The sequence below is a fragment of the Spirillospora sp. NPDC047418 genome, assembly GCF_040643275.1.
Classification (GTDB): domain Bacteria; phylum Actinomycetota; class Actinomycetes; order Streptosporangiales; family Streptosporangiaceae; genus Spirillospora.
Genome location: NZ_JBEYTW010000053.1, coordinates 1 through 25,955 on the forward strand (window position 1 = coordinate 1; position 25,955 = coordinate 25,955).

General features: G+C 70.6%; 23 protein-coding genes, 2 tRNA genes and 1 pseudogene. 10 read left to right on the forward strand and 16 right to left on the reverse strand.

The features are described 5' to 3' along the window. Positions 1 to 12: 12 nt before the first annotated feature. The 5 genes and pseudogenes from ABZ806_RS28110 to ABZ806_RS28130 all read right to left on the reverse strand — a co-directional run bounded on the left by ABZ806_RS28110 (position 13) and on the right by ABZ806_RS28130 (position 3,518). A complete protein-coding gene (locus ABZ806_RS28110; protein WP_500220455.1) occupies positions 13 to 372 on the reverse strand; it encodes a hypothetical protein in 360 nt (119 codons plus the stop codon). Next, positions 281 to 925, reverse strand: coding sequence for a hypothetical protein (locus tag ABZ806_RS28115; protein WP_500220458.1), 645 nt, complete (start codon positions 923 to 925; stop codon positions 281 to 283). Before ABZ806_RS28115 ends, ABZ806_RS28110 begins: the two co-directional genes overlap by 92 nt. Before the next feature lie 83 nt (positions 926 to 1,008). Next, a pseudogene (locus ABZ806_RS28120) lies at positions 1,009 to 1,834 on the reverse strand (IS5 family transposase); the annotation flags it as partial. Positions 1,835 to 2,044: 210 nt separating this feature from the next. Next, positions 2,045 to 3,118: a hypothetical protein gene (locus tag ABZ806_RS28125; RefSeq protein WP_500220408.1), complete on the reverse strand. Its 1,074-nt coding sequence runs from the start codon at positions 3,116 to 3,118 to the stop codon at positions 2,045 to 2,047. A 326-nt stretch (positions 3,119 to 3,444) separates the two neighbouring features. After that, positions 3,445 to 3,518, reverse strand: a tRNA-Gly gene (locus ABZ806_RS28130). Between the two features lie 138 nt (positions 3,519 to 3,656). Between ABZ806_RS28130 and ABZ806_RS28135 the strand changes: the two genes are divergently transcribed. Next, positions 3,657 to 3,730, forward strand: a tRNA-Pro gene (locus ABZ806_RS28135). Between the two features lie 36 nt (positions 3,731 to 3,766). Here the strand turns inward: ABZ806_RS28135 and alaS are convergent. Continuing rightward, on the reverse strand, positions 3,767 to 6,355 hold the full coding sequence (gene alaS / locus ABZ806_RS28140) for an alanine--tRNA ligase (RefSeq protein ID WP_500220409.1): 2,589 nt from the start codon (positions 6,353 to 6,355) through the stop codon (positions 3,767 to 3,769). 204 nt (positions 6,356 to 6,559) lie between these two features. Between alaS and ABZ806_RS28145 the strand changes: the two genes are divergently transcribed. Further along, positions 6,560 to 7,003, forward strand: a complete 444-nt coding sequence (locus ABZ806_RS28145) for a hypothetical protein (RefSeq protein ID WP_500220410.1) — start codon at positions 6,560 to 6,562, stop codon at positions 7,001 to 7,003. Here ABZ806_RS28145 and ABZ806_RS28150 read toward each other — a convergent pair. After that, the gene (locus ABZ806_RS28150) at positions 6,990 to 7,367 is read right to left on the reverse strand and encodes a winged helix-turn-helix transcriptional regulator (RefSeq protein ID WP_500220412.1); all 378 of its coding nucleotides are present in this window, start codon (positions 7,365 to 7,367) and stop codon (positions 6,990 to 6,992) included. The genes ABZ806_RS28145 and ABZ806_RS28150 overlap by 14 nt on opposite strands. Before the next feature lie 120 nt (positions 7,368 to 7,487). Between ABZ806_RS28150 and ABZ806_RS28155 the strand changes: the two genes are divergently transcribed. Further along, a complete protein-coding gene (locus tag ABZ806_RS28155; protein WP_500220413.1) occupies positions 7,488 to 8,069 on the forward strand; it encodes a YceI family protein in 582 nt (193 codons plus the stop codon). 24 nt (positions 8,070 to 8,093) lie between these two features. On the opposite strand, the gene ABZ806_RS28160 is transcribed toward ABZ806_RS28155, so the two are convergent. Continuing rightward, positions 8,094 to 8,780 (reverse strand): HAD family hydrolase, encoded by a 687-nt coding sequence (locus ABZ806_RS28160; protein WP_500220414.1) that lies wholly within the window; start codon positions 8,778 to 8,780, stop codon positions 8,094 to 8,096. Further along, positions 8,777 to 9,409, reverse strand: a complete 633-nt coding sequence (locus ABZ806_RS28165) for a TetR/AcrR family transcriptional regulator (RefSeq protein ID WP_500220415.1) — start codon at positions 9,407 to 9,409, stop codon at positions 8,777 to 8,779. Before ABZ806_RS28165 ends, ABZ806_RS28160 begins: the two co-directional genes overlap by 4 nt. Before the next feature lie 83 nt (positions 9,410 to 9,492). Between ABZ806_RS28165 and ABZ806_RS28170 the strand changes: the two genes are divergently transcribed. Further along, positions 9,493 to 10,335, forward strand: coding sequence for an SDR family NAD(P)-dependent oxidoreductase (locus ABZ806_RS28170; RefSeq protein WP_500220416.1), 843 nt, complete (start codon positions 9,493 to 9,495; stop codon positions 10,333 to 10,335). Between the two features lie 147 nt (positions 10,336 to 10,482). Here the strand turns inward: ABZ806_RS28170 and ABZ806_RS28175 are convergent, their stop codons facing one another. Together ABZ806_RS28175 and ABZ806_RS28180 are read right to left on the reverse strand one after the other, a co-directional pair. Beyond that, positions 10,483 to 12,318 (reverse strand): glycosyl hydrolase family 18 protein, encoded by a 1,836-nt coding sequence (locus tag ABZ806_RS28175; protein WP_500220417.1) that lies wholly within the window; start codon positions 12,316 to 12,318, stop codon positions 10,483 to 10,485. A gap of 192 nt (positions 12,319 to 12,510) precedes the next feature. After that, positions 12,511 to 12,996, reverse strand: coding sequence for a MarR family winged helix-turn-helix transcriptional regulator (locus tag ABZ806_RS28180; RefSeq protein WP_500220418.1), 486 nt, complete (start codon positions 12,994 to 12,996; stop codon positions 12,511 to 12,513). A gap of 62 nt (positions 12,997 to 13,058) precedes the next feature. Here ABZ806_RS28180 and ABZ806_RS28185 point away from each other — a divergent pair, with 62 nt between their 5' ends. Further along, complete coding sequence (locus tag ABZ806_RS28185; RefSeq protein ID WP_500220419.1) at positions 13,059 to 13,475, forward strand: cupin domain-containing protein; 417 nt, start codon at positions 13,059 to 13,061, stop codon at positions 13,473 to 13,475. A 7-nt stretch (positions 13,476 to 13,482) separates the two neighbouring features. On the opposite strand, the gene ABZ806_RS28190 is transcribed toward ABZ806_RS28185, so the two are convergent. Together ABZ806_RS28190 and ABZ806_RS28195 are read right to left on the reverse strand one after the other, a co-directional pair. Further along, positions 13,483 to 14,127 carry a LuxR C-terminal-related transcriptional regulator gene (locus ABZ806_RS28190; RefSeq protein WP_500220420.1) on the reverse strand — a complete coding sequence of 215 codons (645 nt, stop codon included), beginning with the start codon at positions 14,125 to 14,127 and terminating at the stop codon, positions 13,483 to 13,485. Beyond that, positions 14,079 to 15,386 carry a sensor histidine kinase gene (locus tag ABZ806_RS28195; RefSeq protein ID WP_500220421.1) on the reverse strand — a complete coding sequence of 436 codons (1,308 nt, stop codon included), beginning with the start codon at positions 15,384 to 15,386 and terminating at the stop codon, positions 14,079 to 14,081. The genes ABZ806_RS28190 and ABZ806_RS28195 overlap by 49 nt, the downstream gene beginning before the upstream one ends. 248 nt (positions 15,387 to 15,634) lie before the next feature. Between ABZ806_RS28195 and ABZ806_RS28200 the strand changes: the two genes are divergently transcribed. Beyond that, positions 15,635 to 18,181, forward strand: coding sequence for a Tex family protein (locus ABZ806_RS28200; protein WP_500220422.1), 2,547 nt, complete (start codon positions 15,635 to 15,637; stop codon positions 18,179 to 18,181). 72 nt (positions 18,182 to 18,253) lie between these two features. Here the strand turns inward: ABZ806_RS28200 and ABZ806_RS28205 are convergent, their stop codons facing one another. Then, a complete protein-coding gene (locus tag ABZ806_RS28205; RefSeq protein WP_500220423.1) occupies positions 18,254 to 19,396 on the reverse strand; it encodes a DMT family transporter in 1,143 nt (380 codons plus the stop codon). 228 nt (positions 19,397 to 19,624) lie between these two features. On the opposite strand from ABZ806_RS28205, the gene tig reads away from it, so the two are divergent. From tig to clpX, 4 genes are all read left to right on the forward strand, one after another. After that, complete coding sequence (gene tig / locus ABZ806_RS28210) at positions 19,625 to 21,139, forward strand: trigger factor (protein WP_500220424.1); 1,515 nt, start codon at positions 19,625 to 19,627, stop codon at positions 21,137 to 21,139. A gap of 303 nt (positions 21,140 to 21,442) precedes the next feature. Next, a complete protein-coding gene (locus ABZ806_RS28215; protein ID WP_239067243.1) occupies positions 21,443 to 22,075 on the forward strand; it encodes a ClpP family protease in 633 nt (210 codons plus the stop codon). 85 nt (positions 22,076 to 22,160) lie between these two features. Then, complete coding sequence (locus tag ABZ806_RS28220; protein ID WP_500220456.1) at positions 22,161 to 22,787, forward strand: ATP-dependent Clp protease proteolytic subunit; 627 nt, start codon at positions 22,161 to 22,163, stop codon at positions 22,785 to 22,787. A gap of 174 nt (positions 22,788 to 22,961) precedes the next feature. Continuing rightward, complete coding sequence (clpX, locus tag ABZ806_RS28225) at positions 22,962 to 24,236, forward strand: ATP-dependent Clp protease ATP-binding subunit ClpX (protein WP_500220425.1); 1,275 nt, start codon at positions 22,962 to 22,964, stop codon at positions 24,234 to 24,236. A gap of 200 nt (positions 24,237 to 24,436) precedes the next feature. Here clpX and ABZ806_RS28230 read toward each other — a convergent pair whose 3' ends face one another. After that, on the reverse strand, positions 24,437 to 25,093 hold the full coding sequence (locus tag ABZ806_RS28230; RefSeq protein WP_500220427.1) for a response regulator transcription factor: 657 nt from the start codon (positions 25,091 to 25,093) through the stop codon (positions 24,437 to 24,439). Continuing rightward, positions 25,094 to 25,888 carry a sensor histidine kinase gene (locus tag ABZ806_RS28235; RefSeq protein ID WP_500220428.1) on the reverse strand — a complete coding sequence of 265 codons (795 nt, stop codon included), beginning with the start codon at positions 25,886 to 25,888 and terminating at the stop codon, positions 25,094 to 25,096. It abuts the gene before it with no gap. Positions 25,889 to 25,955 lie beyond the last annotated feature (67 nt).

Genomic DNA, 25,955 nt, shown 5'->3' on the forward strand with positions numbered 1-25,955 from the left:
GACGGCCCAGGTTCACCCCGGAGGTCGAGCTGAGCCGGGGCGAGCGCCGCACCGGCGTGCCGGGCGTGGCGACGGGCCTCGCGCCCCCGGCCGGGCGCCTTCAGGCGTTCCGGACTGGAAACCCTGCGTGAGCATGTCCGTCACTTCGCCCAGATCATGATGGACCGCGGTGGCTGACAACTCGAAACCTGGATTGCTGGTGTGCTCGGCGACGACCTGCCCGGCCTGCACTCGTTCGTCACTGGTCTGCGCCGCGACCAGGACGCGGTCACCGCCGGCCTCAACCGGCTCTGCAGGTCCGGCCCCGTCGAAGGAGAACCGCTTGCGCCACTTGGCCACCGTCGGCGGCGAGATGCCCAGTTCGGCGGCCACATGCGTATGGAACGCACCCGGTCGCGCGCAGGCCAGCACGATCCGGCCCCGCAACGCATACGCCTGCGTCGAGGTCGCCGCCCGCGCCCCACGCTCCAACTCCGCCCGCTCGGCCGCGGTCAATGAGACGTTCGTTAGATTTTACTCTGTTTTGTGCTAATAGTCCGGGTTTGGGTTCGGTGGCTAGGTCTCGGGCGACGAGGCGTTTGAGTTCGGCGCGGATGCCTTCGACGGTGTTCTTGGTGGTGGCGGGCAGGTTGAGGGCCAGGGCGATGTCTTTGGGGCGGATGCCATCCGGATGGTCGGCCAGGACGCCGAGGATGTCCTGGTAAGCGGGCGGGAGAGGAGGGGCGGCAGGTCGCGGATCGTGGCCGGCGAGGTCCAGCAGGGTCTGGTGCGTGACCTCCAGCCGGGTCAGCAATTGCTGGGCGTCGGCGAGTTCGGCGGTGAGCCGGTCGACCTGGGCGCGGGCCGCGTCGCCGCGCGCGGCCAGATGGCGCAGCAGCGGTTCGGGGACCGGTGGGCTCGGTGCGGGTTGCGGCGGACCGGTCACGCGGCGGCGACGGCGACCGGGTCACCGGCCCGATCACCGGCCCGATCACCGGCCCGGTCACCGGCAGGGGTGTCGCGCCGGCGGGTGGTGGTGCCGGTCAGCCGGCGTGTCATCCGGTCGGTGGCCGCCCAAGTACAGGTGCGACTCGCTGCTTTCGGGCAGCTTCTCATAATCGCGGGCCAGCCGTCGGTGCAGCATGGACGTGCCGAAGGTCTGCTCGGCCACCCACCGCTTGGGGACCGGGGTGAACCCTTTGGTCCCCGGTTCGGGCTGCACCGTCGTGACGGTGATGCCCAGCCCGGCGCCGTGCTCGGCGACCGCGTTCTTGAACCCCGCGTCCACCCACGCGGTGCGCACGCCCGGGTTGTCGATGGCCACCCGGTCCAGCAGCGCGATCCCGATCGCGTTGTCGTGCACGCTCGCAGCGGTCACCACCACCGCGATCAGCAGCCCGAGCGCATCGGTGGCGATGCCGCGTTTGCGGCCCCGGCTCTTCTTGCCCGCGTCCAGACCCGTCGTGGTCGAGGGGACCCCGGCCGCGGCGTGCACGGTCTGGGAGTCCATCGCCACCGCCGAGGGGTCCTCGGCCCGGCCCGCGACCTCACGGACCCGGCCGCGCAGCAGGTCATGGATGGTCTGCGTCAGTCCGTCGTCCCGCCATACCGCGAAGTAGTAGTACATCGCCGAGCGGGGCGGCAGATCATGCGGCAGGTACTCCCACCCGCAGCCCGTCCGCTCCTGATACAAGATCGCGTTCACGATCTCCCGCATCGGATACCGGCCCTGATGCCCCGAGCTCGACGGGTGCCGCGCCTTCCATGCCGCGATGATCGGTTCGAGCAGCGCCCACCGCTCATCGGACAGATTGCTGCGATACGGCTTCCGGTGGCTCGTCCCTTCGCCTTCCATGCCGTCCACAGCAACGCAGCGGTCACTCACCGTCAACAGGCCGTAACCAAACTCTCACCAGTCCACCAACCCGCAAAAGCGGTATTCCCTAACGAACAACCCTCTGATAACGGGGCGCCTTAGGCCGCCCTGTCCTCGCCATCGACCCAACATAGATATACACAACAGATTTCGGGCGCAGAACACTAGGGGCGTTTCTGGCGAATGGGTTCAGGTGGGGCGGTTGCGGTTGGCTTCGGCGCGTACGGCCTCGACGAACTCGGTGTCGTCTTCTGGGGCGTCTTCCTGGTAGATGAGCCAGCAGCCTCGGATGCCGTCGAGGATGTCTTCGAGGAGGTCGTGCGCGGGGCGTTTGGGGTTGAGCGGTGTAATGCGGAGTTCTTTGAGCAAGGCGTCGCGGAGTCGTGGGTCGTGGTGCTGGTCGGCGAGTTCCTCGGCTTGGGTGACGCGTTCGAGGAGCTTTTCGAGGTCGGGGATCTCGCCTTCGGCGACGGTCATGGCGCCGCGGACCAGGCCGGTTACCGTCTCGTATGGGCTGAGGCCAAGTTCGAGTTGTTGCAGCACGATGGTCGGAGTCTCGTGTGCGAGAGCCTCGATGTTGTCTGCCTCTTCGATGATCTGCGTCGGCGCGACGCCGGAGGCTTCCGCTGTGACCTCTGCGGCGGCTTGGAGCCAGTGTGCTGCCGCAACGGCGGCGGCTACGGGCTCGATCTCTGAGAATAGGTCTGGGCTGCCGAACGGGTTTTGCGCGAGGATCTTGTCGGCGGCCTGGACCTGGACGGGGGATGCGTCGGCGCGGGTGAGGGCCAGAGCTTGGGAGGCGCGGCCTGTCAGGTCGCCGAGTTCTGCTTGTTCGATCGCGGCCACCTCGGCCTGCACTTCGGCGTTGACTCGTTTGTTCAGGTCCGGATTTTTGATGTCGTGCAAGGCGCGTCCGACATGGTGAGCACTCTCTTCGACAGGGTTGTAGGACGTCACCAGCATCCCGTCGGAGGGCAGGTTTGGGTGAGTTAGAGCCTGCGCCACTGTCGTGAATGCATTCCGGTCTTCTTCGCGTTGCCAGCCTTCGGCGTTCGCCTCTTGCTCGTCCGCTGCGGAGGACGGGTGGGTGTAGGTCCGCCAGGCCTGGACGGAAAACCAGGTCAGAGTTTGAGCGAGGTGCTGGATTGCGCCGGCGCGGGTGTCGCGGGGGAGTTCGGCGCAGGTGGAGGCGACGTGGCCCGAGCCGGTCTCCCAGAAGGCGATGAGCGCGTGGCGATCCTCGTCGAAGGCGTACGTGGTCACAGTTCCCCCTGCGTCCTTTGATGGCCTCTTCCACGATGCCAGGGCGTCGGGCGGAGGGTGACGAGGTTGGTCCTTCTCGTCGCCGCCCGTGCCCGCTGCTCGGCGAAGGGCGGGAGGGTCCCGAGCATGGACGATCTGTCCGTGATGTCCAGTCCGCTGAGGGTGGGGCGATGTCCAATCGGTGGGCCCTGGGAGTGCTCTGTGGTGCCGGGCCGGGGGACGAGATCCACCATGATCACGTACAGGTGCAGTGATAGAAACAGTGATAGAAAATCTTGGAGTCACTCCAAGATCGCTGTCATATAGCCTCTGACCTGCGGAAACGGTGGAGCGGGCGACGGGAATCGAACCCGCGTAGCCAGTTTGGAAGACTGGGGCTCTACCATTGAGCTACGCCCGCGTGGCTGGAGGCCGGTGGCCTCGATCGCCATCCCGTAGCGTACAGGGTTCCCGGGGTGGACTGGGTCGGCGGGTGGGTTGCTTGCTGGGCGCAGCGGGCGGGTGTGATCGGGACTAGACTTCTCCCGTCATCGACGGGCGGGCTGTAGCGCAGTTTGGTAGCGCACTGGCTTTGGGTGCCAGGGGTCGTGGGTTCAAATCCCGCCAGCCCGACGGACGGACGGCCGGGCGCAGTGCGCCCGGCCGTGGTCATTTGAGGAGTTTGCGGGCCTTTGCCGCCGCCGTGTTGAGGGCCTTGGGCAGGTTTTCGGGGTGTCGGCCGCCCGCGTGCGCGATGGGGCCCCTGCCGCCCGCGCCGCCGCCCAGCTCGCGGGCGGCTTCGGTCAGGAGGTCGCGTGCCTGGATGCCGGTGTTCGCTCCTGCCGCTGCTATGAGGGACGCCTTGCCGTTGTGGTCGGTGCCCAGGATGACCACGCCGTCCGGATCGAGGACGTCGGTGGCGATGGTGCGGAGGTCGGCGCTGGTCATGCTGGGGACGAGGTGGGTAGCCAGCCGGCCTTGCGGGAGGTGTTCGGTCAGGGACCGTAGGTGTTGCGACTGTTTTCCCAGTTCTGCCCTGTGAATCGTCTCCAGGTGGTGCTGGGCCTCGGTGAGGGTTTGCAGGCGTTGGCGTAGGCGGGCTGGGGCCTGGTCGGGGTGGACGTTCAGGAGCGCCGCCAGTTCGTGGAGGACGGTGCTCTGGTGGTCGTAGTGCCGGAGTGCGTCCGCGCCGGTCAGTGCTTCGATCCGGCGGAGGCCGGTGCCGATGGACGATTCGCCGATGATGTGGACGGGGCCCGCCTGCGAGCCGTGGCCCACGTGGGTGCCGCCGCACAGTTCGCGGGACGCGTCGCCGATGTCCACGATGCGGACGGTGTCGTCGTACTTCTCACCGAACAGCGCCAGCGCGCCGGCCTTCTGCGCTTGAGAGCGAGTCGCCTCCCAGACGTGGACCTGCGGGTCGTCGAGCAAGTAGTCGTTGATGAGGGTTTGGAGCGCGAGTGTCTCGACGGGGGAGTGGTGTGTGAAGTCGAAGCGCAGGCGGCCGGGCTCGACGCGGGAGCCGCGTTGGGTCGCGTGGTCGCCCAGTACGCGGCGCAGCATCGCGTGCAGGACGTGGGTGGCGCTGTGCGAGCGTGCGGTCGCCGCGCGGTGGGACGCGTCGACGACCGCCTCCGCGAGATCGCCTGCGAGTAGTTCGCCGTCCAGTACGCGGACGGTGTGCACGTGCAGGCCGTTCAAGCCCAGGCGGGTGTCGAGAACCTGTGCCGCGGCTGTGGATGTGTGCAGTTCGCCTCTGTCGCCCACCTGTCCGCCCGACTCCGCATAGAACGGGGTGCGGGAGAGGATCACGTCGACGAGTCCCTGTTCGTCGTGGGGGAGAACCGCGATGATGCGTGTTTCCGCTGTTTGGGTGGAGTAGCCGACGAAGTCGGTGCGGCCGTGTTCGGCCGTGATGCTGCGGTAGAGGTCCGTGCGGGATACGGCGTTGGCCTTCTTGGATTGGCTTGCCCGGTGTGCCTGGCGGCGTTGGGCTTCGAGGAGTTCCGCGAACTCGTCCTCGTCGACGGTGAGGCCCGCCGATCGTGCCGCGTCGATGGTCAGGTCGATCGGGAAGCCGTAGGTGTCGTGCAGGTCGAACGCGGTGCGGCCGGAGATGACCGAGGTGGCGTGGCTGATCGCCGTGTCGAGGAGGCGGGAGCCCTGGCGCAGTGTCCGGTCGAAGCCCTCCTCCTCGGCCGTGACGACCTGGCGGATGAGGGAGGACTGCTCGGTCAGTTCCGGCCAGGTCTCGCCCAGGGTGCCGATCACGCCGGCCGTCAGGTCCGGCAGCGCCCGGTCAATGCCGAGGCGGCGCGCGTGCCGGATGGCGCGGCGCATCAGGCGGCGCAGGACGTAGCCGCGGCCGTCGCGGGACGGCAGCACGCCGTCGGCGAGAAGGAACGCGATCGAGCGGGCGTGTTCCGTGACGACGCGGAATGAGGTCGAGTCGTCGCTTCCGTCGCGGCCGGGATAGGCGCGGCCCGCCATTTCCTGAACGAGGGAGAGGGTCGGGGAGAGCAAGTCGGTTCCGCAGACCGTGTCCACGTCCTGCAATATCGCCGCGAGGCGGTCGAGGCCGAGGCCCGTGTCGATGTTGCGCGCGGGGAGTTCGCCCAGGATCGGATAGTCGTCCTTTCCCCGGCCCTCGCCGCGGAGGTTCTGCATGAAGACCAGGTTCCACAGTTCCTGGTACCGCTCGCCGTCGACCGCCGGACCACCCTCGCGCCCGAAGGACGGCCCTCGGTCGTAGTGCACTTCGGAGGACGGGCCGCATGGGCCCGGTATGCCCATCGACCAGTAGTTGTCCTCCATTCCGAGGCGCTGGATCCGACCGGAAGGGACGCCGACACGCCGCCACAGGCGCATGGCTTCGTCATCGTCCAGGTACACGGTGACCCAGAGCCGTTCCGGGTCGAGGTTGTAGTGGCGGGTGAACAGTTCCCACGCCCAGGCGATCGCCTCTGCCTTGAAGTAGTCGCCGAACGAGAAGTTGCCGAGCATTTCGAAGAACGTCGCGTGCCGCGTGGTGCGGCCGACGTTCTCGATGTCGGACGTCCGCGCGCACTTCTGCACGGACACCGCCCGGGAGTGCTCCGGCGTCGTCTCGCCGAGGAAGTACGGCTTGAACTGGTTCATGCCCGCGTTCGTCAGCAGCAGCGTCGGATCGGACGGCACCAGCGGGCTGGACGGCACGACGCGGTGGTCGCGCTCGCGGAAGAAGTCGAGAAAGGTCGAGCGAATGTCAGTCGAACGCATGGGACGGCCTCACGAGGTCGATGGGATGACGGCGCACACCGCCGAGCCGGGCCGGGCACGACTGCTCGTCCCCCAGCTCGGCGCGGCTAGCTCGCCGTCCCACCTCGTGAATGACCATCACGCCCCAAGCTACCTCGGCGCTCGGCGCGGCGGCACTCGAATTTCCGGTCGCCCCGCGCGAGCACCCCGTCCTACGGTGGCGGCGTGTACGTCTACGTGGGGCCGGTCGAGTTGCTCGAACAAGCGGGAATGCCGGGCGAACCCGTCAGGTCGCCGGCGGACATAGAGGGCCGTCCGCAGGATGAACCTTTCACCTATGTCGTCACCCTCGACGGCATGCTGCGCATAGCGCTGCGCCGCAGCGAACACGTCGCCTGCGCCGGCGGAGAAGACGTCCTGGCCGCAGGCGAAATCACTTTCCAAGGTGCGGTGGTCACCGAGGTCAGCAATCAGTCCACCGGCTACTGTCCGGGCGCGGAATGCTGGCCCGCGGTGGCCGATGCGCTCGACCGCGCCGGCCTGCGAAGGCCGGACGGCTTCACGACCACATTCGTCTTCCGGCACTGTCCCGAATGCGCGGAACTCAACGTCGTGAAAGACGACTACTACGTCTGCGTCTTCTGTGACGCGGACCTCATAGGGCCTTGACGGGCTCTTGCACGCCGGCGCGGGTGTCGTAGTCGGCGCGGGCGGCGTCGATCTCGCCCAGATGGCTCTCCGCCCAGGTGATGAGGGTGTTGGCCGCGTCCATCAGAGTCGCGCCCATTGGGGTGAGGGAGTAGTCCACGCGGGGCGGCACGACGGGGTACACGGTCCGCGTGACGATGCCGTCGCGCTCCAGGGCGCGCAGCGTGACGGTGAGCATCCGCTGGCTGATGCCGTCGATCTCGCGCTTCAGTTCGGTGAACCGCTTGGTGCCCTCGCCGAGCAGCGAGATCACCAGCAGCGACCACTTGTCCCCGACGCGGTCGAGGATCTCGCGGGCTCGGCATCCCGCCAGGGTGTACTCCACGGTTATCTCCAGGTGACCGAGGCAGAAAAAAGTGCCTTCTTGTGCCGGCCCCGGGGGACCCGCACGATGGAAGCGGTTACCGATCGGAACCGCCTTACCATTCATAACCTAGGAGACACCATGACGACCGAGCTTGTCGAGGTCCCCGGTTACATCGCCGGGACCTGGACCATCGACCCCCTCCACTCCGACATCGGCTTCACGATCCGGCACCTCATGGTCAGCAAGGTCCGCGGCCGGTTCGGGACGGTCGAGGGGACGATCGTGACCGGCGGCGACCCCCTCGACTCGTCCGTGACCGCGACGATCGACCTGGCCTCGATCGACACCGGCATCGCCAAGCGGGACGAGCACGTCAGGTCCGCCGACTTCCTGGACGCCGCGAAGTACCCCGCGATGACCTACCGGTCCACCGGTGTCCGCCGCGACGGCGACGACTTCGTCCTGGACGGCGAGTTGACACTGCGGGGCCTCACCAAGCAGGTGCCGCTGAAGCTGGAGATCGGCGGGTTCGGCCCAGACCCGTTCCGCGAGGACGACCCGTTCAAGGGCGCCCGCGCCGGGTTCACCGCGACGGGCGAGATCAGCCGGCTGGAGTTCGGGGTCGGCGACACCGCCAAGATCCCGGGCGGCGGCGGCCTCGGGCTGGGGGAGAAGATCCAGATCACGCTGGAGATCGAGGCGGTCCTGCGCACCGACTGATTCCGGGGCGGCGGCCTGCGCGGGTCAGCGTTCCCCGAGCAGCCGGGGGAGCTCCTCCAGCGTCGTGATGCGCGGGACGGCCGGCTCCTCCGGCGCGGGGTCGCCGGAGCGGTCGAGCCAGATGCCCGCCAGGCCCGCCGCCGCGGCGCCCCGGGCGTCGGTGACGAGCCGGTCGCCGACGTAGGCCGCCCGGTCCGGGGGGACGCCGAGGCCCGCGCAGGCCGTCCGGAAGATCCCGGCGTCCGGCTTGGCGGAGCCCGCCTCGCTGGACGCCACGACATAGGGCAGGACGTCCGCCAGGCCGATCGCGTCGATCTTCCTGCGCTGCTGGCCGGCGTCACCGTTGGTGATCACCCCGAGCCGCAGGCCGCGCGCCGCCAGGACGTCCAGCACGCGCCGCGCCTCGGGGAACGGGCGCCACGCCGCCTCGTACAGCTCCACATACCGGGCGAGCCACGCGTCGGCGCGGGCGTCGTCCCAGTCGCCCAGCCCCAGCTCCGGGGCGAGCCGGAGGATCCGGACGCGGCGCTGGCCGGTGAAGTCCAGCTCGCCCGCCAGGTACCGGTCGACGGCCTCCTCGGTCAGCTCGTACCAGCGCTGGACGAGCCACTCCTCGTCCACGTCGGGGAACAGGCGGGCGACCGCCTCGCCCGCGGCCCCCTCGTGGTCGAGCAGCGTCGCGTCGAGGTCGAACAGCACCGCGGTGATCATCGCGCGGCCCCCGCCGGGCCGGACCGGTGCGCTTCGGCGAGGACGCGGGCGGCCTCCAGGACGGCCGCGCGGCGGCGCGCCAGGGCGGCGGCCTCGTCGTCCTCGTCCAGGATCAGCCGCCGCAGCTGCGGGACGGCGAAGCTCCACGCGATGAGGCCGAAGACGGTGAACATCAGGTCCTGGACCTCCCGCGACCCGCCGTCCGGTTCCGCGGGCCCGCCGCCCGGTTCCGCGGGGCCCCCGGCGGCGGCGAAGCGGTCGGCCTTCCGCCGGAACGCCGCGCGGCGCTCGTCCTCGCCCTGGACCTCGCCGGGCGTCTCCAGGGCCTCCCAGAGCAGCAGCCTGATCAGCTCCGGATGCTCCTGGTACCAGTCGAAGAGCCGGCCCACGGACTCGGTCAGGCGGGCGGGATCGATCTCGGTCGTCTTCCCGATCTCCTCCATCGCGGCCCGCACCACGGCGCCGAACAGCTTCTCCTTGCCGCCGAAGTACAGGTAGATGGCCTGCTTGTTGGCCCGCGCCTCGGTGGCGATGCGCTCGATCCGGGCGCCCGCGAGCCCGCGCGCGGCGAACTCGGCGGCGGCGGCCTCGAAGATCCGCCGGCGGGTCGCCTCGGCGTCGTAGCTCATGCCGGAATTAAACCACCGGGTTGACTTGCGTCCGGCGGTGGGAGCATTCTAAAACAACCAGATGGTTTATTTAGGAGGACCTCATGGCCACGACCGCCGCACCCGTCCCCGCACCCGTCACTGCACCCGTCCCGGTCCGGTCGCCGCTCCCGTGGAGCCTCGCCGGGCGGACGGCGGTGATCCTCGGCGGCAGCTCGGGCATCGGCCTGGCCGCCGCCGGACTGCTCGCCTCGGTCGGCGCGCGCATCCTGCTCGTCGGCCGCGACAAGGAGCGGCTGGAGTCCGCCGTCGCCCGCGTGACCGCCGCCGCCGACACGGCCGATACCCCCGCCGAAGTACAGGGGATGTCCGCCGATGTCACCGACGACGAGGCGCTTGAGGAGGTCTTCGAACGCGCCGGCTCCGTCGACCACGTCCTGATGACGGCCGGCCATCCCGCCGGGATCGGCCCGGTCACCGAGCTCACCCGGGACAGCGCGCGGACGGCCATCGCGGCTCCGGTGGGCGCGGTCCTCGACATCGTGCGGGCCGCCGTCCCCCGCATGGAGCCGGGCGGCTCGATCACGCTCACCTCGGGCATCCTGGTGGCTCGTCCGCGACCGGGCATGTCCGCGCCGGTCGCGGCGGCCGGCGCCGTCGAGACGCTCGCCCGCGCGCTGGCCGTCGAGCTGGCGCCGGCCCGCCTGCGGGCCAACGCGATCCGGTTCGGCGCGATCGACACGCCCCTGCTGCGCGGCCGCTACGGAGCCGCCGACGCGGAGGCCGGCGCGGAGGCCGACGCGGCGATGGCCGAGGCGGGCGCCGCCATGCCGCTCGGACGGTTCGGGACGGCCGAGGAGGCCGCCTCCGCCGCCGTGTTCCTGATGGCCAACCCCTACATGAGCGGCGAGGTCCTCACGGTGGACGGCGGCCAGTCCCTCGCCTGAACCCTGAACCCTGAACCCACCCGAAGAGGGAAAAGGGGCGGGCCCCTGACCGGCGTCCGTTAGGTCAGGGGCCCGATGTCTCGGCCGTCTGAGGGGCTGGGAGTACCCCTTCTGCGAACAGCTCGGCCGAGACGGCTCTGCGTCGGCTCAGCCGAGTCCGCCGCGCATGGCGCTGATCAGCTCGCCGTTCGCGGTGTCACCGGTGAGCTCCCAGAAGAAGGCGCCGCCGAGGCCCTGGTCCTTGGCGAAGGCCATCTTCCCGCGGATGGTGGACGGGGTGTCGTAGCTCCACCACTCGCTGCCGCACTTGGCGTAGGCGGTGCCGCCGACGGTGCCGGTGGCGGGGCACTTGCCCTTGAGGACCTTGTAGTCCTCGATGCCGGCCTCGTAGGTGCCGGGCGCGGGCCCGGTCGCGGTGCCGCCCGGCTCGGACTGGGTGACGCCCGTCCAGCCGCGGCCGTAGAAGCCGATGCCGAGCAGCAGCTTGTTCGCCGGGACCCCCATCCCCTTGAGCTTGGCGATGGTGTCGGTCGAGTTGAACCCGGCCTGCGGGATGCCCGGGTAGGACGTGAGCGGCGAGTGCGGCGCCGTCGGCCCCTGCTTGTCCCAGGCGCCGAAGTAGTCGTAGGTCATGGGGTTGTACCAGTCGACGTACTGGGCGGCGCCCGCGTAGTCGGTCACGTCCATCTTGCCGCCGCTGCTGGCGTCGGCCGTGATCGCGGCGGTCACGAGGTTGCCGGACCCGAACTTGGTCCGCAGCGCCGACATCAGCTTCCTGAACGCGTCCGGCCCGCTGGTGTCGCAGGACAGGCCGCAGGCGTTCGGGTACTCCCAGTCGATGTCGATGCCGTCGAACACGTCCGCCCACCGCGGGTCCTCGACCAGGTTGTAGCAGGACTCGGCGAACGCGGCCGGGTTCTGCGCGGCCTGGCCGAAGCCGCCGGACCAGGTCCAGCCGCCGAACGACCAGATCACCTTCAGGCCCGGGTGCAGCTTCTTCAGCTTGCGCAGCTGGTTGAAGTTGCCGCGCAGCGGCTGGTCCCAGGTGTCGGCGACGCCGTCGACGCTCTGGTCGGCGGTGTAGGCCTTGTCGTAGTCGGCGTAGGCGTCGCCGACCGCGCACTTGCCGCCCGTGACGTTGCCGAACGCGTAGTTGATGTGCGTCAGCTTGTCGGCGGAACCGCTCGTCTCGATGTTCTTGACGTGGTAGTTCCGCTGGTAGACGCCCCAGTCGACGAAGTAGCCGACGACCTTGTCACCGCCGCCGCCGGGGTTTCCGCCGCCGCTCTCGTCGGTGGTGACCGACACGGAGGCCGACGCGGGGGAGGTGTTCCCGGCGGCGTCCTTGGCCTTGACGGTGAAGCTGTAGGCGGTCTGGGGCGACAGCCCGCCGATGCTGGTGCTCGTACCGGTCGTCGACGCGGCCTTCGTGCTGCCGTTGTAGACGTCGTAGCCGGTGACGCCCACGTTGTCGGTCGCCGCGGTCCAGGCCAGCGTCACGCTCGTGGCGGTCTTGCCGGTGGACCGGAGCCCGGACGGGGCCGTGGGGGCCTGCGTGTCGTCGCCGGGGGTGCCCGAGCCGTCGCAGGACGCGCCGTTGATCGTGCAACTGGTGAACCAGCCGGAGCCGCTCCCGCCGAAGCCGAAGCTGGCGCTGGCGCCGGCCGCGATCGTCCCGTTCCAGCCCGCGTTGGTGAAGGTGTAGTGGTTGCCCGACACGGTCTTCGTCGCGTTCCACACGTTCCCGACGGACGTCCCGGACGGCATGTCCGCTTCGAGCTTCCAGCCGTTGACGGCCGCGCCGGTCCCGTTGGTGATGGTGCAGCCGCCGTCGAAGCCGGTGCCCCAGTCGGAGCCCTTCTTACAGGTCGCGGTGACGGTCCCCGCCGACGACGCCGGTGGCGCCGTGAGCAGGGCGGTGGCCACCGCCAGTGTCGCTGCGCCGGCGAGCGCGATGGCCCGCCGTCCGCCCGGTCTTGACATGATTCTCCGTTCGTTCGGCCCCCGAGCAAACAGGAATCCCCGCTCAATTCTTAGGAAAGTTTCCTAAGAATTGGGAGGATGGTAACCGGGCGGAACGGCGCGTTCAAGGGCCTGCGGCAAGACCGCGGCCGCCGCCGCGAGTGGTCTAAGCGACTGCCTGGACCCGTACGGTCACCGGACGCGGAAGAAAGTTCACGCCGTCCCGAACCAGCCGGGCATGTCGAGGCGCCACAGCTCGGCCGGGGTCATGCGGCGCAGGTCGTCCTCCAGGGCCCGGACGCGGCCGGCGCCCAGTGCGCGGACCCAGTCGCCGCGGATCCGCTCGAAGATCTCCGCGGAGCGGACGAGCGAGTCCACCCCGCGCGCGGTCAGCCGGACGATCTTGCGCCGGGCGTCCCGCGGATCGGCGCCGCGCTCGACGTACCCGGCGCGCTCCAGGGAGTCGACCATCTTGCCCGCGGCCTGCTTGGACACCCCGAGCCGGCGGCCGAGCTCCACCGCCGTCGTGCCGTCCGGGCCGATGGCCTGGAAGACGAATCCGTGCATCGGGCGCATCTCGGGATGCCCCTCGCGGGCGAGTTCGGCGTGCAGCTCGTCGATGATCACGCGGAAGGCGAGGAAGAGCCGCAGCGGAAGCTCGAAGCCGGGCGCGTCGGGGGGCCCGCCGTCACTTGACATGAAAGACAACCTCGTTGACTATATAGACAACCGTGTTGTCTAAACCTAGGGGATCGGGGCTCATGACGCTCATCCGCAACGCCGAACGCCGCCGTACCGAGACGCCGAACGGCGCGATGACCACCCTGGCCACGCCCACCCAGGGCGGCACCGAGGGCATCGCCGTCTGGCGCGTCGACGCCACGCCCGGCAGGACCGGCCCGCTGCACGCCTTCGACACCGAGCAGGTGTGGACGTTCCTGGACGGCGCCGCCACCATCGACCTGGACGGACGCAAGCTGGCGGCGGGCGGCGGCGACACCGTCGTCCTCCCGGCCGGCGCGCCGCGCCAGGTGACGGCCGGCGACACCGGGTTCACCGCGGTCGTCGCCGCCCACGCCGGCTGCCTCGTCTACGACCCCGACCAGGTGGTGGACGACACCAAGTGCGCGATCGCACCGCAGGGCGACGAGCGGCTCGTCCCGCCGTGGGCCGCGTGACGCCCGCTCAGGCGCCCAGATAGGCGAGCACGGCCAGCACCCGCCGGTTGTCGTCCTCGGACTGCGGCAGCCCGAGCTTGCCGAAGATGCTGTTGGTGTGCTTGCTGATCGCCTTCTCGGTGACGAACAGCTTCCCGGCGATGGCCGCGTTCGAGCGGCCCTCCGCCATCAGCCCGAGCACCTCGCGCTCGCGGGGGGTCAGCTGCTGCAGCGGCTCCTCGCGGGCGTGCCGGGTGAGCAGCTGCGACACCACGTCCGGGTCGAGGGCGGTGCCGCCGCACGCGACCCGGCGCACCGCCTCCACGAAGACCTTCACGTCCGACACCCGGTCCTTCAGCAGGTACCCGATGCCGCCCCGGCTGTCGGACAGCAGCTCCCGCGCGTACAGCTGCTCCACATGCTGCGACAGCACCAGCACCGGCAGGCCCGGGATCTCCCGGCGGGCCTCCAGCGCGGCCTTCAGCCCCTCGTCGGTGAACGTCGGCGGCAGCCGGACGTCCACCACCGCGACGTCCGGGCGGTGCGCGATGAGGGCCCGCAGCAGCGACGGCCCGTTGTCCACCGCCTCGACCACCTCGAACCCGAAGGCGCCGAGCAGGCGGATCAGCCCGTCCCTGAGGAGGGCGAGATCTTCGGCGATGACAACGCGCACGGCAGCTCCATGGTCACGACGGTCGGCCCGCCGGGCGGGCTGGTCACCGCCATCGTCCCGTCGAAGGCCGCCAGCCTGCGCTCGATGCCGCGCATCCCGCCGCCCGCGCCGGGGTCGGCGCCGCCCGTCCCGTCGTCTCCGATGATCATAAGCAGCCGGCCGCCGGAATGCTCGATCTGGATCCAGGCCCGCCGCGCGGCCGAATGCTTGACGACGTTGGCGAGCATCTCCGCGACCGCGAAGTAGGCCGCCGACTCCACCGGGGCCTCCGCGCGCCCCGGCAGCTCGACGTGGACGTCCACCGGCAGCGGCAGGGTCAGCGCCAGTGCCCGCACGGCCCCGTCCAGGCCGCGCTCGGCCAGCACCGGCGGATGGATGCCGCGCACCAGGTCGCGCAGCTCCGTCAGCGCCGTCCCGCTGGCCTCGCGCGCCTCGGCGAGGAGCCGCTGCGCGGTCTCGGGATCGTCCTTCATCATCTCCTCGGCGAGCCCGATGTTCATGCTCAGCGCGACCAGCCGGGCCTGCGCGCCGTCGTGCAGGTCGCGCTCGATGCGGCGCAGCTCGGCCGCCGACGCGTCCACCGTCTCCGACCGGGTCTCGGTGAGCCGCTCCACCCGTGCCGCCAGCGCGCCGCGCGTCGGCGCCAGCAGCGACCGGCCGAACAGCGCGTGCGCCTTCAGGAGCGCTCCGCCCAGCGGGGCGGAGGCGACCAGCAGGGCCGCACCGAGGACGATCGTCCCCGCGAACCCGGCCGCGCCGTAGTCGGGGATCATCCAGAACGGGCCCCAGCCGTAGTCGGTCAGCAGCGCGACCCACCACGCCACGAGCACGCCCTCCAGCCCGTACACCGTCGAGCCCGCCGCCAGCACCCCGAGGACGAGCGCGATCGGCACGTTCAGCAGCGACCACAGCAGGTCGCGCCACGTCGCGGGGTCGCCCAGCACCCATCGGAACCGCCCGAGCGGGCCGCCCGCACCGGCCGGCTCGGGCCGGTACGGGACCGGGATCGGCACGCCGTTCCAGTCCGCCGCCAGCCTGCGCTGCAGGTTCGCCACCGCCCGGATCGCGAGCAGCACCGCCGGTGCCAGGACCACGCCGACGCCCAGCGGGATGAACGCGATCGACACCACGGCCACGATGAACAGCGGAAGGTTCACCGCGTAGGCGAGGACGATCTGCGCGACCCCGCGCAGGACGTTGCGGACCACGCGGCGAGCGAGTCCGCCCAGCCGGTCCATGAAGGGGTTCCTGCCGTCCACCCGAGTCCTCCAGCGGTTGCCGCGGGAGGCCCGGCGCGCACTCCCCGTGGGACCATTGTGTCGCCGGACCTCGGCCCGCCCAGTAGGGATAAGTCCCGGATCGGGGCGGATCATGGTGGAGCTAGCCCTACCCTCGGCGGGAACCGCAGAGTCCCCGACCGGGCCGTCATGCGCCACTGACAAGACAACCGGCCCCGTTCCCTGGACAATGCACAGGCGACACCCAGGGGAGAAAGCGAATTCAAGCTGTGACAGCGACCATCAGCCAGACGTCCGCCGGCCAGGACGGGCCGTCCACGCCGCCCGTCACCCCGCCCATCACGCGCCGCATCGCCGAGGAGATCGGCGTCCGCGAGGGGCAGGTGCGGGTCGCGGTGGACCTGCTCGACGGCGGGGCGACCGTCCCGTTCATCGCCCGCTACCGCAAGGAGGCGACCGGAACGCTCGACGACGCGCAGCTCCGCGCGCTGGAGGAGCGGCTGCGCTACCTGCGCGAGCTGGACGAGCGCCGCGCCGCGATCCTGGAGTCGGTCGAGTCGCAGGGCAAGCTCACGGGCGAGCTGCGCGCCCAGATCGTGACGGCCGACTCCAAGGCCCGGCTGGAGGACATCTACCTCCCGTACAAGCCGAAGCGGCGCACCAAGGCGCAGATCGCCCGCGAGGCCGGCCTCGAACCGCTCGCCGGGCTGCTGCTGGACGACCCGTCCCGCGACCCGCAGGCCGAGGCCGCCGCCTACGTGGACGCCGAGAAGGGCGTCGCGGACGCGGCCGCCGCGCTGGAGGGCGCCCGCGCCATCCTGGTCGAGCGGTTCGCCGAGGACGCCGACCTCATCGGGTCGCTGCGCGAGCGCATGTGGAACCAGGGCCGGATGGTCTCCCGGGTCCGGGAGGGCAGGCAGGAGAGCGGCGCCAAGTTCTCCGACTACTTCGAGTTCGCCGAGCCGTTCGCGAAGCTGCCCTCGCACCGCGTCCTCGCGCTGCTGCGGGGCGAGAAGGAGGAGGTCCTCGACCTCGACCTGGAGCCCGAGCAGGCCGACGACTCCGCGGCGCGCAGCTCCTACGAGGCCGACATCGCGCGCCGGTTCCAGATCGCCGACCAGGGGCGTCCGGCCGACAAGTGGCTGTCGGACGCCGTCCGCTGGGCCTGGCGCACCCGGATCCTGGTGCACCTCGGCATCGACCTGCGCACCCGGCTGCGGCAGGAGGCCGAGGACGAGGCGGCCCGCGTGTTCGCCGCGAACCTGCGCGACCTGCTGCTCGCCGCGCCCGCCGGCACCCGCGCGACGATGGGCCTGGACCCGGGCCTGCGCACCGGCGTGAAGGTCGCCGTCGTGGACGCCACCGGCAAGGTCACCGCGACCGACACGATCTACCCGCACGAGCCCCGGCGGAAGTGGGACGAGTCGATCGAGACGCTCGCCCGGCTGGCCCGCGAGCACGGGGTCGACCTCGTCTCCATCGGCAACGGCACCGCGTCCCGGGAGACCGACAAGCTCGCCGCCGACCTGATCGCCCGGCACCCCGACCTCAAGCTCACCAAGATCATGGTGTCGGAGGCGGGCGCGTCGGTGTACTCCGCGTCGGAGTACGCCGGGCGCGAGCTGCCCGGCATGGACGTCTCGCTGCGCGGCGCCGTGTCCATCGCCCGCCGCCTGCAGGACCCGCTCGCCGAGCTGGTCAAGATCGACCCCAAGTCGATCGGCGTCGGCCAGTACCAGCACGACATCTCCGAGGTGAAGCTGTCGCGCTCCCTGGACGCCGTCGTCGAGGACTGCGTGAACGCCGTCGGAGTGGACGTCAACACCGCGTCCGCGCCGCTGCTCACCCGCGTGTCCGGTATCGGCGAGGGCCTCGCGGAGAACATCGTCGCGCACCGCGACGCCAACGGGCCGTTCCGCAGCCGCACCGGGCTGAAGGACGTTCCGCGGCTCGGCCCGAAGGCGTTCGAGCAGTGCGCGGGCTTCCTGCGCATCCCCGGCGGCGACGACCCGCTGGACGCCTCCAGCGTGCACCCGGAGTCCTACCCGGTCGTCCGCCGGATCCTGGACGCCGCCGGCAACGACATCAAGGCCCTCGTCGGCAACACCGCCGTGCTGCGCTCGCTGAAGCCGGCGGAGTTCGTCGACGACACCTTCGGCCTGCCGACGGTCACCGACATCCTCGCCGAACTGGAGAAGCCGGGCCGCGACCCGCGCCCGGCGTTCAAGACCGCCGTGTTCAAGGAGGGCGTCGACAAGCTCGCCGACCTCGAACCGGGGATGCTGCTGGAGGGCGTCGTCACCAACGTCGCCGCGTTCGGCGCGTTCGTGGACGTCGGCGTCCACCAGGACGGGCTGGTTCACATCTCCGCCATGTCCGACAAGTTCGTCGAGGACCCGCGCGACGTCGCCAAGCCCGGCGACATCGTCCGCGTGAAGGTCCTGGACGTCGACCTGCAGCGCAAGCGCATCTCGCTGACGCTCCGCCTGGACGACGAGCCCGGCGGTGGCAGGCAGGGCGGCGGCCGGCAGGGCGGTGACGGGCGCGGTGAGCAGGGCGACCGCGGCGGCCAGAACCGCGGCGGCCGGCCCCGCGGCGGGCAGGGACGCGGCCAGAACCAGCGCGGCGGCGGACGCGGTGACCAGCCGCGTGGTGGTCAGCCCCGCGGCGGGCAGAGCGGCGGTGGGCAGGGCGGCGGCCAGTCCCGGGGTGGCCAGTCGCGCGGCGGGCAGGGCGGCGGCGGCGCGATGGCCGACGCGCTCCGCCGGGCCGGCCTCGACAAGGGCCTCCCCGGCAACGACCGCAAGGGACGCTGAAACGCGGCGAGCCCCGGCCGCACCAGAGGCCGGGGCTCGCCGCGTCGATGCTCAGCGGTGCTGGGCCGAGGCTCACTCGCTGAAGCCGCGCCAGCGTCCGTCCGTCCCCGTCTCGGTCGGGCTCTGCGGACGGACGGGACGGCGCGGCGGCGCCGGATCCGGCAGGCCGGGCCCGTCCGGGCGGTTGTAGGGGCCCTGGCCCAGCGGGTCCTGCGCGTACGGGGACGGCTGCGGCGGCACCGGCGCCCCGTAGACGTGCCCGACCTGCGGCCCGCCCAGCACGGGGCCGCCGACCGCCTGGCCGCCGAACGGGTCGTGCGCGACGTCCTCGCGGGACGGCTCGCGCGGCTCCTCCTCGACCGGCCGGTGCCGGGGGAACTGCAGGACGGCGACCGCGCCCAGCGCCAGCGCGCCGAGCCGCATCGCCGAGTGCGCCGCGTCCTGCGGCCACGGCTCCCCGTACAGGAACGTGCCCATGGTCAGCAGGTAGGACTTGGCGGCCACCGTCATGACCGTCGCGACGATCGACACCCGGCAGCGCTGGAACGCCGCGACCATGATCCCGAACCCGATGCCGGCCGCCACCACGGTCAGGTACGGCCACGGCGTCGCGATGATCTGCAGGCTGGAGGCGTGCGGGTCGTCGCTCCAGCCCTTGATCGCCAGTTCGGCGGTGCCGACCGGGAAACCGGCGCTGAGCCCGTAGGCGATGCCGGTGACGGGCCGGGCGTGCCGACCGTCCGGCCGGTAGTCGCCGAGGACGAGGATCAGCACCGGCACCGCGACCGCCGGGGCCACCACGACCGCGATCCGCCACAGCGGCGCGTCCGCCGAGCTGATCGGCTCGTCCCCGCTGAGCGAGGCGGTCAGCAGCAGGATCGCCCCGCCGATCAGCACCAGGCTCAGCCATTCGCGCGCGGTGAGCCGCTCGCCGAAGAACACCAGCGCGATCAGCAGCAGCGGCACCATGCCGGACATGAAGATCGGCACGGCCTGGGACAGCGGCAGGTTCCGCAGCGCGAGGATCTGCAGGCCGAGCCCGCCGAGCACGATCCCGAGCGCGATCAGGAAGACCCAGTTGCTGATGATCGCCCAGATCATGTGCAGGATGCGGTTGCCCCGCACAGGGGGCATCCGGTCCGCCGCCAGTTTGAACACGGCGAACCCGAGGTAGTAGAGACCGGTCGCACTGAAGGCCGCAGCTATCCCGTTCATCCCGGACGAGTATGGGCCTTCCGGTCACTTCTGTCACTGCCCGTACGGTACCGCTGACGCGGATTTCGCGGCACTTGCGGGCGTCCGATGTCCGCAGCCGGGGCCGCGACCCCATAGACTTGGCGCGCGAAGGCGCGGAGTCGTGTTTCGGCGTGCCCGCGCCGCTGCAGGTGAGTACGCGTCGAACGCCGCGGCCGAGACAGCGCCCGATCAAGGAGACCAACCCCAGTGAAGACCGATGTCGAGGAGCTGACCCCCACGCGGGTCAAGCTCACCGTCGAGGTTCCGTTCGACGAGCTCAAGCCGAACCTCGACAAGGCGTACAAGGAGATCTCGCAGCAGGTGCGGATCAAGGGCTTCCGGCCCGGCAAGGTCCCCGCCCCGCTGATCGACAAGTACGTCGGCCGGGGTGCGGTCCTGCAGGAGGCCGTCAACGACGCCCTTCCCGAGCTGTACGGCCGCGCCGTCGAGGAGTCCGAGATCTTCGTGCTCGGGCAGCCCGACGTCGAGGTGACCGAGCTGGAGGACGGCACCCAGTTCGCGTTCACCGCCGAGGTCGACATCCGGCCGAAGTTCGAGGTGCCCGACTACGACGGCCTCGAGGTCGTCGTCGACGACGCCGAGGTCACCGACGAGCAGGTCGACGAGACGGTCGCCAACCTGCGCGAGCGGTTCGCCTCCCTGACCAACGCCGAGCGCGCGGCCGAGGAGGGCGACTTCGCCTCCATCGACCTCGTCGCGAAGATCGACGGCGAGCAGGTCGAGGACGCCTCCACCACCGGCTACTCCTACGAGGTCGGCAGCAAGTCCTCCATCGAGGGCCTGGACGAGGCGATCACCGGCCTCGCCGCGGGCGAGGAGAAGACGTTCACCAGCACCCTGGCCGGCGGCGAGCACGCCGGCGAGGAGGCGGAGATCACCGTCACCGTGCAGAGTGTCAAGGTCAAGAACCTGCCCGATCTGGACGACGAGTTCGCCCAGCTCGCCAGCGAGTTCGACACCATCGACGAGCTGCGCGACGACGTCCGCACCCGGCTCGGCCGGCAGGTGAAGCTGCAGCAGCTGTCCGAGGCGCGCGACAAGGCCCTCGAGGCGCTGCTGGAGAAGGTCGACATCCCGCTTCCCGAGAAGGTCGTGGAGGAGGAGGTCGGCCGCCGCAACCAGCAGCTCGACCAGCAGCTCCAGATGGCCGGCATGACCAGGGAGGACTACCTCGCGGAGGAGGAGAAGTCCGCCGAGGAGTTCGACACCGAGGTCGCCGACGCGGCCCGGCTCGCGGTCAAGGGCGGGTTCGTCCTCGACCAGCTCGCCGTCCAGGAGGAGCTGGGCGTCGAGAACGAGGAGCTCAGCGAGTACGTCGTCACGCAGGCCATGCAGATGGGCGTGCAGCCGCAGCAGCTCGCCGAGTACCTGACGCAGAACAACCAGCTCCCGGCGATCGTCTCGGAGGTGCTGCGCAGCAAGGCGCTGAACCTCGTCGTCGAGCACGTCACCGTCAAGGACGAGTCGGGCAACGAGATCGACGTCGACGCGGTCCAGCGCGAGCTGAACGGCGAGACGGGCGAGACCGTCCAGGCCGAGGACGCCGAGAGCACCGAGTCCGAGGGCGTCGAGGGCGCCGAGGACGCGGCCGGCGCCGCCGAGCCGGCGGAGACCCCCGCGCAGACGGCTGAGGCCGCCGCTGCGGAGGCCCCGGCCGCCGAGGCGAAGGACGAGCAGGACACCAAGGGCAAGGACGCCTAAGCGTCCCCCAGCGCGTCCCACGCGACGCCCCGCACCCACCCCTGGGCGCGGGGCGTCGCGCTATGCGCGGGGTGGCGCTTCCCACGGCCGGGCGCGCGTATGAGGGGGGCGAGGCGGGGGATGAGGGGGACGACCCCGCGCGTGTCCCGTTGGTGAAGATCGTCCGGTACGCGGGCGGAGTCCCGCGCCGCGCGGGTACGCCCCTGGCGAAAAGGCGGCCCTCCGGGCTTAAGCGGGTCCGGTGGCGCGTTAATGTCCAATCATCCGAACCGATTAAAAGGACCGGAGGAACACCCGGTGAGCATGCCTCCGACTTTCGACGAGTCGTCGCGGATCCAGGCGCGGGTCGCCGAGGCGCCCCTGTCGCCGCTGGGCGACCAGCTGTTCCAGCGGCTGCTGCGCGAGCGGATCGTCTTCCTCGGCCAGCAGGTCGACGACGACATCGCCAACCGCATCTGCGCCGAGCTCCTGCTGCTGTCGGCCGAGGACGGCCGGCGCGACATCACGCTCTACATCAACTCGCCAGGTGGCTCCGTCACCGCCGGCATGGCGATCTACGACATCATGAAGTACGTCCCGAACGACATCGTCACGGTGGGCATGGGCCTGGCCGCGTCGATGGGCCAGTTCCTGCTCTGCGCCGGGACCACGGGCAAGCGCTACGCCCTGCCGCACGCCCGCATCATGATGCACCAGCCGTCGGGCGGCATCGGCGGCACGGCCTCCGACATCAAGATCCAGGCCGAGCAGATGCTCTACGTGAAAAAGACGCTCGCCGAGAAGATCGCCGAGCACACGGGCCAGTCGCTCGAGCAGATCGAGCGCGACTCCGACCGCGACCGCTGGTTCACCGCTGACGAGGCCAAGGACTACGGGTTGGTGGACCACGTGGTGCTCAGTGCCACCCAGGTGCCCTCCGAGGGCACGGTCTCCTGACGACCCGAACACTTAATCGGAGGCACACATGAGCGACCTGATCCGTCCCGGTTTCACCGATATCGTCCGGCCGGGCGCCGGCCCGATGCCGGTCGACAACCGCTACATCATTCCGTCGTTCGTCGAGCGGACCACGTACGGGGTCAAGGAGATGAACCCGTACAACAAGCTGTTCGAGGAGCGCATCATCTTCCTCGGCGTGCAGATCGACGACGCGTCCGCCAACGACGTGATGGCCCAGCTGATCACGCTGGAGTCGATCGACCCGGACCGCGACATCAGCATCTACATCAACTCGCCGGGCGGGTCGTTCACCGCCATGACGGCGATCTACGACACGATGCAGTTCGTCAAGCCCGACATCCAGACCGTCTGCATCGGCCAGGCCGCCTCGGCCGCCGCCGTGCTGCTCGCGGCCGGGACGCCGGGCAAGCGGGCCGCCCTGCCCAACTCGCGGATACTGATCCACCAGCCCGCGACCGAGGGCACCTACGGGCAGTCCAGCGACATCGAGATCCAGGCGCGCGAGATCATGCGGATCCGCGAGCTGCTGGAGAGCATCCTGGCCGAGCACAGCGGCCGGAGCATCGAAGAGGTGCGCCGCGACATCGAGCGCGACAAGATCCTCACCGCCGACGAGGCGAAGACGTACGGTCTCATCGACGACGTCTTCGCCAGCAGGAAGCGGAAAGCCGAGGTAGTGTCGTCCTGAGACGGCACAAGGACGCGGGAGGTCCCCGAGCCCGGGCGCCACACTTCCGGGTGAGGGGCTTTCCAAGTCCGTTGGAGGCGGTAACGTCGAGTCCAACGTCGAGAGCCTTCGGGACGCAACCGAGCTGCGCCGCATCCTCCAGGGCGGGCGGCCCCACGAAAAGGAGACAGTTGGGTGGCACGCATCGGCGACGGTGGTGATCTGCTCAAGTGCTCGTTCTGCGGGAAGAGCCAGAAGCAGGTCAAGAAGCTCATCGCGGGTCCGGGCGTGTACATCTGCGACGAGTGCATCGATCTCTGCAACGAGATCATCGAGGAGGAGCTCTCCGAGACCTCCGACCTCAAGTGGGACAACCTGCCCAAGCCGCGGGAGATCTACGAGTTCCTCGACTCCTACGTCATCGGGCAGGACACGGCGAAGAAGGCACTGTCCGTCGCCGTCTACAACCACTACAAGCGGATCCAGTCGGGCGACAGCGGCCGGGACGACCCGGTCGAGATCGGCAAGTCGAACATACTGCTGCTCGGCCCCACCGGATCCGGTAAGACGCTGCTCGCGCAGACGCTCGCCAAACTCCTCAACGTCCCGTTCGCCATCGCGGACGCCACGGCGCTGACGGAGGCCGGATACGTCGGGGAGGACGTCGAGAACATCCTCCTCAAACTGATCCAGGCGGCCGACTACGACGTCAAGAAGGCCGAGACCGGGATCATCTACATCGACGAGGTCGACAAGGTCGCCCGCAAGAGCGAGAACCCCTCGATCACCCGGGACGTCTCGGGCGAGGGCGTCCAGCAGGCCCTGCTGAAGATCCTGGAGGGCACCACCGCGAGCGTCCCGCCGCAGGGCGGCCGCAAGCACCCGCACCAGGAGTTCATCCAGATCGACACCACGAACGTGCTGTTCATCTGCGGCGGCGCGTTCGCCGGGCTGGAGAAGATCGTCGAGTCCCGGGTCGGCAAGCAGGGCATGGGCTTCGGCGCGCAGATCCGCTCCAAGTCCGACTTCGAGGAGTCGTCGGCCGTGCTCGGCGACGTGATGCCCGAGGACCTGCTGAAGTTCGGGATGATCCCCGAGTTCATCGGCCGGCTCCCGGTGATCACCTCCGTGCACAACCTCGACCGCGAGGCCCTGATCAACATCCTCACCGAGCCGAAGAACGCGCTGGTGCGCCAGTACCACCGCCTCTTCGAACTCGACGGGGTCGACCTGGAGTTCACCGACGACGCCCTGGAGGCGATCGCCGACCAGGCCATCCTGCGCGGCACCGGCGCCCGCGGCCTGCGCGCCATCATGGAGGAGGTCCTCCTCTCGGTGATGTACGAGGTCCCGAGCCGCCAGGACGTCGCCCGCGTCGTCATCACCCGCGAGGCCGTCCTGGAGCACGTCAACCCGACCCTCGTCCCGCGCGACCGCCCCAAGCGCGAACCCCGCGAGAAGAGCGCGTAGCACGAGAAGCCCCGGCCATCGCGGCCGGGGCTTTCTCGTCGGCTTTCAGCGGCCCCGGCCACGTACGCGAGCGCGCTACCTGACCGGTGAGGCGAAGCCGGAGGCGAGCCTCACCGGGAAGATCGCGAAGCGATTCGCGCTCGCACCAGGCCAGGTCACGGAGCGAGCCGCCAGGCGAGCGTAGTGGGCCTGGGCTGCGATCAACGCGGCGTGGACTCGCCGAGGCCGGCTTCGCGGGCCAGGACGATGGCCTGGGCGCGGTCGGCGACGTGCAGCTTCATGAAGATGTTCGAGACGTGGTTGCGGACCGTCTTCTGGCTGAGGAAGAGCGTCCCGGCGATCTCGGCGTTGCTGCGGCCCTGCGCGATCAGTTCGAGGACCTCCCGCTCCCGCTCGGTCAGCTCGGGGAACGCGGCCTGCCTCGGGTCGGGCATGTCGGTGAAGTAGGTGAGCACGCGGCGCGCGATCTCCGGGCCGTAGATGGCCTCGCCGGCCGCGACCGCGCGGACGGCGCGGGCGATCTCCTCGGCGCCGGACTCCTTCAGCAGGTAGCCGCGGGCGCCCGCGCGCATCGCCGCGAAGACCGAGTCGTCGTCGCGGAACATCGTCAGGACGAGGACGCCGATGCGCGGGCTCGTCCGGGTGATGGTGCGCGTCGCCTCGATGCCGTTGCCGCCCGGCATGTGCAGGTCCATGACGACGACGTCCGGCTGCAGCTCGGCGGCCAGCCGCACCGCCTCCGGCCCGTTCTCGGCCTCGCCGACGACCTCGACGCCCAGCGCGTGCAGCAGCCCCTTCAGGCCCTGCCGGAACACCGGGTGATCGTCGGTGATGAGGACCCGGATGGTCTCCGACATCTACGCCCGCCTTCTTCCGACCGAGGGACGATCGTACCCGGCCGCGGGCTGCGCGGTACCGAGCGGCAGCCGGACCGCGACGAGGGTCCCGCCGCCGTTCCGGGACGTGATCACGCAGCTGCCGCCGATCTCGGCCGCCCACTCCTTCATGGCGGCGAGGCCGCGGCGCGTCCCGGGGCGACCGCCCCGGGCGGCGTCCGGCAGGCCCGGGCCGCTGTCGCTGACCACCAGGTGCAGTTCGGTGTCCCGCTTCAGCCGGACGGACGCGCAGCTCCCCGGGGCGTGCAGCCGGACGTTCGTCAGCGCCTCCTGCGCGATCCGGTACGCCGCCACCTCCACCGCCGCGGGCAGCCCCGAGGGCTCGCCGTCGAACCGGACGTCGACCCGCTCGCGGCAGCCGTCCGCGAACGACTCGATGGCGCCGACGAGGCCGAGGTCGTCCAGGGCGGGCGGGCGCAGCCCGTGCGCCAGGTCCCGGATCTCGCCGACGGCGGTGGCCAGCCGGTTGCGGACGTCGGCGAGCAGCGGGTCGGTGCGCTCCGGCTCGCAGGCGAGCGTGATACGGGCGGCGTCCAGCGACATGGCGAGGCTGGCGAGGGTCGGCCCGAGCCCGTCGTGCAGGTCGTGCCGCAGCCGCCGCCGCTCCTCCTCCCGGCTGGCGAGGATCCGCTCCCGGGACCGCTGCAGGTCGGCGGTGAGCCGGCGGAGGTGGGGGATGGTCGCGGCACGTGCCGCCACGGCCCCCGCGGCGAACGCGCCGGCCAGCACGGCAGCGCGTGCCAGTACCGCTCGCATCCCGTCCCTCTCTCTCCGCCCCGGTGTCGCGGACCTTCCGGACCACTACCTTTTCGGGCGAGGCGAC